Origin of the sequence: Streptosporangium sp. NPDC001681, from assembly GCF_040298085.1 — a bacterium.
Lineage (GTDB): Bacteria > Actinomycetota > Actinomycetes > Streptosporangiales > Streptosporangiaceae > Streptosporangium.
Window position 1 is genome coordinate 1 of sequence record NZ_JBEOZN010000225.1, and the last position, 8,356, is coordinate 8,356.

The window sequence follows — 8,356 nt, forward strand, 5'->3', positions numbered from 1 at the left end:
CGGATACCTCATAACTCCGGCATACCGAACGTGCGGTCATCTAGCGGTCATAAATCACCATCGATGATCTAACTCCCGAGCTTCAACCTCAGTAAGCGGGTGGGAGTCGAGCCTCGCCTGCGGACGACGTGCGTGGGGTCGCCGGGCATATGTCGACAACCGTGGGGGTGCCTGTGGAAACGGTGGGCATGCACGGCTCTCACCCAGACGTGTTCGACGAGGACGGGCTTGAAGTGAATGAGGCATGGGTCAATGGTGTACGTATCGCCTACGACTTGATTGGTGAAGGCGAGCCGGTGGTGTTGCTCGGAGGGACGGGCATGCCCATCTTCTGGTGGGACGCGGGGAATGTGCGATCCGCACTGGTCAGCGCCGGGTATCAGGTCCTGGCGTTCGCGGCTCGCGGCGTGGCTCCATCGGAGGCGCCGGCTCCGCCGTACACCGTCGACGACCTCGCCGCCGACGCAGGAGCGCTGTGTGAACACCTGGGACTCCGGGATTGCAGGTTCGTCGGGGTGTCTCTCGGCGGCTTCACACTCGAAGTACTGGCCAGAGCGCGCCCCGACCTCGTGCGGGCCGGCGTCTTCATCGGGAGTGCGGGACCGACGACGGAATTCACGCGCATGCTCACCCGAGCGCAACGGGATCTGTTCGCCGCCGTCGGCACGTTGCCGGACAGCTCCCTCCTGGTGGAGACATTGCGCACAGCCGTTCCCTCGCATGTGCTGCAGGACGACGCCCCCCAGGTCACCGAATGGATCGAGTTGCTTGCACTTCCGACCTGGAGGCACAGGGACGGCCTGCACGGCCAACTCGCCGCAGTCTGGGATTGGTTCGATGAAGATCAGCGGATGGCTCTGCTGGCCAGGATCGCTGCGCCCTGCCTAGTGATCGCCTTCGAGCATGATCTCTACTTTCCGCCTCGCGGGGGACGACAAGCCACGGATGTCCTGCCATACGGAGAATTCCTTGAGATCTTCCAGGCCGGTCATGCTGGGATCATCACTCATGCCGACATGTGCACAAAGGCCATGCTCGACTTCTTCGGACGCTTTTGATCTAGCGATCTGGTCGAAGGCCCTTGTAAAACCACCCCCTCCCGGTAGCTACGCGCGACTCACAGAAGCGCCGTGATCGGATGGGCGCCGATGGTTTCCTCGCTCTCGACCGGCTGAATGTGGGCGCACCGTCATCCGGCAGATAAAGCGCAAGTTCATCCGCTACACCGGTTGGGATCCCAAACGCCCCCACCCCGTCCAGCCGGCAAAGCCCCCAAAGCCACTGTGAAGATCGTATCTGCCTGCGCTCCCGGGCCCGACCCTTAAGTCAACGGCATTGCAAGAACCGGCGCCTGGGCGTGGATTACCCCCAGGCGCCCGCAGAAGTGGACCTCACGCTGTCGTGAGTGTCAGACGCTGTTCCGGAGCGACGAGGCCGGGCCGGAGGATCGAAGATCGGGCCGGCAGGAGCGCAGCGCCCGCATCCGGCGACGGAGAGCCTCGGCGAGCAGAATCACGGATCCAACGGCCAGGATGGGTTGCACGGGAGCGAAATAGGTGAACGCGCCGCTCACTCCGAGAGCCATCACGACAAGTTTGTTGCAGATAGGACAGCCGACTGCGAATGCCGACAGCAGTCCACCGATGAGGGTCCTCTTCTGCTGACTCGGTGGCGGCTGAACCGGGGCGACGTAGGTAGCGGTGATCAAGCCCGTGAGAATGGCCGTCAGTCCCCATACTGGATAGTTCCACCACAGCACCGGCGTCATCCTGGTGAAGAGCGACGTCTCGACGATTCCTGTGGGAACACCGACGGCCAAAGCGGTGACAACCGCCGCGATGAGTCCGACGAGCCATTGCCGAAAAGTCCACATGTGCAGCTCGATGTCCTTCCTGTCGATCAGCATCAAACTACTACTGTTCGTAGTAGTTTCGCCAGCCGTCGATGTCTGCTCAGGTGAGTGCGGGGCAGGTGGCCAGGAAGACGATCAGGGAGGGCAGGACGAGCACAACCGCAGGACCAGCCAGCAGCCCGCCGACGCCGAGAGCGCCGAGTATTTTCTCGCGCCTGCACAGCGCCGGTGACGCGGGTGACAGCAGCCGCCTGATACGGATCAGGGCGGTCTCGCCGCCCGCTCCCATGGCTGCGATCGGTGTCGACGCCCCGGCCACGGCGATCAGGGCCGCTGCGATGACGGTCCGCGGATGCTCGCGAGCGGCCACATCGTCGGCCAGTAACTCCACATGGCGGGGAACCTCCCTGCTGGCGCGAACAAAGAGAGGTATCCAGGGGAAGGCGCGAACCAGTGCTTGGGCGCAGGCCAGCAGCAGATGATGGCGACCGGCGAGGTGTGCCCGTTCGTGGGCGAGTACCGCTGCCACGTGCTGGCGTCCCAGCGTCGCCAGGGTGCCACTGGTGATCACGATCAGACCGCCACGACCGGGTACGCAGTAGGCGGCGGGTTCGTCGTGCCTGACGACAAGCGCACCCAGCTCGCGATCCTGGCGGCCGACGAGCCGGACGGCACTCCTATGCTGCGCACGGCCGCGCCGGCCGAGAAACAGCACGCTTGCTGTGCAGTACCCGACCCGGACGAAGATCAGACCCGCCGCGAGCAGACCTCCGAGAGCGATCAGGGGCCGTGGTGTCGCCGCCGCGGAATGGCCGGCGAGCAATTCGGAGCATGCTGTCAGTAGAGCCGCCAGCTCGTCTCCGATCGCATGCGAGGGGAAGGCGAGTTCCAGTCCCGTGAGCATGCCGGAGACGATCATCGATCCACAGCCGGCCAGCCAGACGGCGATGGACAGCCGAGGCGCGTGGCCCAGCCGCCGCACCCGGCCGATCAGGAGATGGAGTGTGCAGGCGGCGAGCGTAGTGTAGGCCCCGAGAACGAGGGCGATCATTTTTGGTGACCTGGCTGGTTGATCACCTTGAGGGCGGTTCCGAGCGCGGCCTGCTCGTTGGGGGTCAGGCGTTCGAGGAAGTGAACAAGTGTCACAGCCTGGTTCCCGCCGTGAGCGAACGCGTCCCGCATGATCTGGGCCGTATACGCTTCGTGGGTGAGAGCCGGCTCGTAGAGGTACGCCCGGCCTTCGGGATGGCGACAGAGGAGACCCTTCTTGTAGAGCTTGTCCATCACCGTCATCACTGTGGTGTACGCGATCGTCCGGTCACGTCGTAGGTCTTCAAAGACGTCACGCACCGAGGCGGGCCGCTGGCGCGACCACATGCGATCCATGATCGCAGTCTCCAGATCGCCGAGACCGTGCATGGTCAGGCCTCCCTTGCGAACCGGTTATTCCTATCGATGATAGTAGTAGCTGGCTTCGGCGAAAAGGGATCCATGCGCCGGCGTGGTGCGACGCCTTCGGTCACCGCCTATCACCGTTTGGCTCTGCTGGTGACAGGTACAACGCCACGGCGTCGGCCTTGAACCCGGGCGAGTACCCCTTCATCGCCACTGAGAACTCCTCGATTTCCAGATCTCCATGATCCGGGGCTCAAGGTGTCCATACCTCAGGGGGAATGCCCGACGATAGCGCTGCCACAACCGGCCAGGCGCGATCCACGTGCAAGGGGTCAACCGGCAACACATGCCGCGCCCACCAGCGGGCCTGCTCCGGAGCCGGAGACGGCTCAGTCAGGCCGGGCGCGTAGTCGTCGAACGGAGGGTCGTAGATGTAACCGGTGATGATTCCGTGCCGTCGCAACGCATCGAGGGCGCGGTCTCGGTCATCGACGAGCAGTGGCACCCGAAAGAGCGGTTGGTCGAGATGATTCCGTACGGCTTGCGCAACCGTCTTCAGTTCCGCGAGGCGGCGCACACCGTTCAGCCGCCGCTCCCGCTGGCGGTCCAGCGCCTTCAGCCGGCCCAGCGCGTAGCTCTCGACCAGTTTGCTCTGCCGCATTCGGAACTGATGGTTGTCCGCCCGAATCCAGGGATCCAGAGCGGTCAGCCCCAGGTGTGGCGAAAGCCACTTGGCCAGCCGCGGAGCCAACGCGTTGCGGCGTAAAGCGATTCGATGCCCCTCCCGCTGTTCTTGCAACCCCCATGCCTTCGCCAGCCACCATGCGGGCTGGGCCAGGGCGGTCCCCGAAATCGAGTTGCGAGCGATCATCTTCACCAGACTCGCGATCTCCGTGGCTCTGTACCGCGGTGTGAGCCATCGGTCACGCAGTTCCTTGAGTGCCGGGCGGTCATCCGAGGAGGCCAGGGCGACTATCCCACCTGGTGCCGCTCCCGCGTGCTTGGACAGGCTGAAAACCCCGGCCGTACCGTGGGTCCCCACGGGAATGTTCGCCACGGTCGTCTGCATGGCATGCGCGGCATCCTCGATCAGCGGGATGCCCTGCTCGGCGCAGATCTTCCCTAGCGCGACGACGTCGTCCGGCAAGCCGTACATGTTAGTGGTCAAGACGCCGTCGAAGCGCAAATTTGCGACCGACGCAGCGTCGATGTTGCCGCTGCGCGGACAGGTCGGCGCGATGACCGGGCGGAGCCCCGCGGCCAGCACCAGGAAAAGGATTTCGTCGGCCGAGATCGGCGACATCAGCAGGCGCTGGCCGGGCTTCATCCAGTGGCACAGGGCGATGAACAGGCCGAAGCGGTTGGAGGGTACATAGAGGCACGGCCGACCGAGGCGGGCGCCCATTGCCCTTTCGAGACGCTCGAACACGTGATCATCCCATCGCGTCTCTTGCCGACCGGGCAGGGTCCGCACGGGCGGTCTGTCGCAGTGACGTCCGCAGCCTGCCGTAGATCTTGAGCGCGCGGTCGGCGGGGTGGCGTAGGAGCGGATGGGCGAGCACAGTATTGCGGGCTGCGCGAACAGGAGTGCGGATCAGCCAGTGCAGGCTGGCGGACGGAGCCGGACGGGCGAGGCGGCCCTCAGCGACCTGGAACTCCCCGTTCATTAGCTTGTCCTTGTATTCCTTTTCGCCCCGGCCCATGTCGATGACGGAGATCCCCCGCTTGGCCGCCTCCCTGGCCATGGCCAGGTGATGGACAAGCCCCGGCGAGTAACGGGCGAAGGATGTGTCGTAGGCGGGGAACCAGCCGGCGAGGACCGTGTCGCTGCGTAGCCCGAAATGGCCGGCGACCGGCCGGCCGTCGGCGTAGATCATGTCTAACACGCCTCCGAAAGACGGGGTGTCCACGTGGAGCAGTTCCTCCACCAGTTGGACGATCCACGGCTGGGCGAAGCGGTCATTGCGACCGGTCCGGCGATATTGGTCGCCCTTCCAGCGCAACAGCGTGTGCAGGGTGGCCAGGTCGGTGGTGGCGTAGTCATGGGACAGCTCGCCGACGTCGCGGCCGAGCTTGCGCTCTTTATAGAGCGTGCTCTTGTAGGTCTTTGCGGACTTATCACTGATCACCTCCAAGTAGGCCTCATAGCCGTTGCGCAGGTCCATGATCGGGGACGGGTGGCGGCTGGAGTGGTGTGCGGGGAACTGGTCGGCGGCAAGGTGATCAAATTCCCAGACGCTCAGCCCGCATGCCTTGAGCAGGCAGATCACGTCAAGCTCCAGGCCCTTCGCCAAGATCATTCCTTGAGCATCGGTGAGTCCGGCCCCGACCGGTTTACCGATGCCCAGCGCGTGCCGCTCGAAGGGGAAGAAGCCGACGATATCCCCCCCGTCCTCGACGACTGCCACCCGTGCGCTGGCACGCACCCTCCCGATGGCCAGGGTGAACTCCGGGCAGAGGAACGGATTGACGAAGTTGGAGCCTGAATGCAGGAGCGCACGCCATGTGCCCAGTTCGACCGCACCCAGGTCGCCGGGACGAACAACGGTGATCTTCATGGCCCCCTCAACATATGAGCTATCTACTATTTATAATAGTAGATAGCTCATATGTTGCCAAGAGAAGCCTAGGAGAGCTGCAAACAAGCCTACGGGTTTGGTTCGTAGATCAAGTGTTTGACCGTCGGGTTTAGCGCCACTGCGATCTGCTCAGGCGGTGTTCTAGACCATGCCGTTCACGATCGAGGGCCATCCAGCCGGCACGATCAGGGCCGAGCCGGCCGCGCACTGGATCGCCGTCAGCGTCTCGCGCCCCTCGCCCCCTCCAGGACGTGACCGATCGGGGCAGCACCGAACTGGTCCGCACTTCGGTGCGCCATTACAACATCGAGGAGGAGCTCGACCGGTTCTGCGACGTGCTTTACAAGAGGACCAGCAGCATACCGGCGTGATGGAGCTGCAGAGCGGAGAGCGAGACAACATCGGTCTCTGGATCCGGCATCCTGGCCGGTCCCACAGGGCGGAGGCGAGACGCCGCCGTTCGTCCTCGCTCGACATTCGGACGAACCTACGAACATGCCACCCATCGCCGTTTGGGAGGCGGCAGGGATCGCATCCGAGGTCACCCCGTCGCCGCGGGGCGGAAGATCACGGTGAAGCCACGCCCTCCGTCTGTCGACTGCAGGACGGTCCCGTCCTCCATGGCGGCGAGCAGGCGCGTGCCGTCAACCGCGGTGAACGCCGTCGCTTGGCCGGGGACCTTGCCTAGCGCCTGCCAGGTCTTGCCGCCGTCGTCGCTGGCGTGGATCCGGCCGTCGCCGCCGACCCCGACCAGTTCGCCCTTAGCGGGGGAGTCCACGTGGGACAGCAACGGGGCTGCGCTGAGCGTGGTGAAGGCCATGCCGCCGTCATCGCTCACCTGCACGCCACGGGGTGTGGTGGCGTAGACCCGGTCCGGCTCCTCCGCATTGCCTGCCAGGTCTATCACCTCTTCTCTTGCCCCCAGCTTCCAGGTCCGGCCTTCGTCGCCACTACGCCGCACCTGCCCGGTCTGGCTGTCGAAGGCGTAGATGTTCGATCCCGCGGACTGGATCGCGTGGAAGTCGGCGGTGCCCGCCTCCGACACCGAGGTCCAGGTGGCGCCGGCGTCCGTCGTGCGGATCAGCCCCAGGTGCGGGGAAGCCCCGGACGAGGCGTCGGCCTCCCCGGGGTGCCCGCTGGCCAGAAAGGTCCCGGGCCCGACGACGGTGAAACCCATATGGTCCTGGATCCGGTCGGCCACCCGCCGTGCCGTGTCCGTGGATCGGATCTGGAACAGCCCGTAATGCCCCGCGACATAGACCGTGCCATCCGCCGGATCAACACCGAGACCGTGGACGTGCCCGATTCCGGGATCAGCCGAATCGGCGACGCCCGGTGGGGACTCCTCGGTGCACGCCGTACCGGTAAGAATCAGGAGAACCAGGACGACGCCTGCGCGCAGGCGAAGGCACGGATTGATGGAGACCATGCCAATAGCCTATCCTCACCTACTACGTACCATCGTAGATTATTGGCGGCTAGAACAGTGAGATGCCGTGGCAGTGGTGGGCCAGGAACGAGCCCACCCCGGGAATCACGGCCACGGCCGCGGGGCCGACGAGGAGGAAGGCGACCGCGGCGAGGCCCGCGACACGTTCCCGGAGCCTGAGCGGGGCCGCCGGGCTGAGCATGCGCCGAACACGGGTGAGGGCGGTCTCGCCGCCCGCGCCCAGCGTGAACGCCGGTGCCCGCCCCGTGGCGAGCCGGACCAGCGCGGCGGCGATGTGGATACGCGGGTGGCGGCGGGCCGCGACGTCGTCGGCGAGGAGCTCGATCAGCCGCGCGATCTCACTCCGGGCCCGGGCGAACAACGGCAGATAAGGGAGGGCTCGGCAGAAGGCCTCGGCGGCGGCCAAGACGAGATGATGGCGCCCGCGCAGGTGCGCCTGCTCGTGAGCGAGGACGGCGGCGACCTGCTCGGGAGCCAGGGACCGCAGGGCCGCGGTCGTGATGACCGCCCTGCCGTCGCGGCCGGGCAGGCAGTAGGCGGCGGCCTCGTCGTGATCGAGCACGACCGCGTCCAGCGCGCCGTCGTGGCGGCCGAGAAGGTTCAGCATCTCGGCGTGCCGCCGTCGTTCCCGTCGTGCTCTGACCAGGATGGCCGCCCCGCAGTAGGCGATCCTGCCCGCGATCAGCCCGGCGCCGAGCAGGGCGGCGCGAGTGCCCGGGGCGGCAAGGAACGCGCCGTCGGAGAGCATGTCCGCGCACGCCTCGAAGAACTCGGCCAGGCCATGGCCGATCACGCCGGCCGGGATCGCGACAGCGAGCATCGAGAAGATCGCGGAGGCGGCCGCGGAGGCGCAGGCGGCCAGCCAGACGGAGATCGCCAGGCGAGGTGCGCGATCAGCCCATTCGCCCCGGCCCAGCAGGTAGGGCAGTGCGACCACCGCGACCACCGCGTACAGGGCCAGGACGGCCGCGGCCATCATGTGCGTCCCCCGGGCGGATACACCTTCAGGGCGGCCTCCAGCGCGGTCGCCTCCTCGGGGGTCAGCCGCTCCAGGAAGTGCACCAGCGTGGCCGCCTGGTT

The 8,356-nt window shown here is 66.0% G+C and carries 8 protein-coding genes; 1 reads left to right on the top strand and 7 read right to left on the bottom strand.

Annotated features, from left to right (window positions below):
- Positions 1-209 precede the first annotated feature (209 nt).
- Positions 210-1,058, top strand: a complete 849-nt coding sequence (locus ABT130_RS46090; protein WP_350966272.1) for an alpha/beta fold hydrolase — start codon at positions 210-212, stop codon at positions 1,056-1,058.
- Between the two features lie 350 nt (positions 1,059-1,408).
- On the opposite strand, the gene ABT130_RS46095 is transcribed toward ABT130_RS46090, so the two are convergent.
- The 7 genes from ABT130_RS46095 to ABT130_RS46125 form a co-directional block, all read right to left on the bottom strand.
- Entirely contained in the window at positions 1,409-1,906 is a 498-nt protein-coding gene (locus ABT130_RS46095; protein WP_350966278.1) for a hypothetical protein, read from the bottom strand.
- Positions 1,907-1,952: 46 nt separating this feature from the next.
- Positions 1,953-2,903 carry a M56 family metallopeptidase gene (locus tag ABT130_RS46100; protein ID WP_350966273.1) on the bottom strand — a complete coding sequence of 317 codons (951 nt, stop codon included), beginning with the start codon at positions 2,901-2,903 and terminating at the stop codon, positions 1,953-1,955.
- Positions 2,900-3,271, bottom strand: coding sequence for a BlaI/MecI/CopY family transcriptional regulator (locus tag ABT130_RS46105; RefSeq protein WP_350929952.1), 372 nt, complete (start codon positions 3,269-3,271; stop codon positions 2,900-2,902). Before ABT130_RS46105 ends, ABT130_RS46100 begins: the two co-directional genes overlap by 4 nt.
- Before the next feature lie 229 nt (positions 3,272-3,500).
- A complete protein-coding gene (locus ABT130_RS46110) occupies positions 3,501-4,676 on the bottom strand; it encodes a DegT/DnrJ/EryC1/StrS family aminotransferase (protein ID WP_350966274.1) in 1,176 nt (391 codons plus the stop codon).
- A gap of 4 nt (positions 4,677-4,680) precedes the next feature.
- Positions 4,681-5,805 (bottom strand): GNAT family N-acetyltransferase, encoded by a 1,125-nt coding sequence (locus tag ABT130_RS46115; RefSeq protein WP_350966275.1) that lies wholly within the window; start codon positions 5,803-5,805, stop codon positions 4,681-4,683.
- Positions 5,806-6,367: 562 nt separating this feature from the next.
- Complete coding sequence (locus ABT130_RS46120; protein ID WP_350966276.1) at positions 6,368-7,255, bottom strand: F510_1955 family glycosylhydrolase; 888 nt, start codon at positions 7,253-7,255, stop codon at positions 6,368-6,370.
- Positions 7,256-7,304: 49 nt separating this feature from the next.
- Positions 7,305-8,255, bottom strand: a complete 951-nt coding sequence (locus ABT130_RS46125) for a M56 family metallopeptidase (protein WP_350966277.1) — start codon at positions 8,253-8,255, stop codon at positions 7,305-7,307.
- Positions 8,256-8,356: the final 101 nt, after the last annotated feature.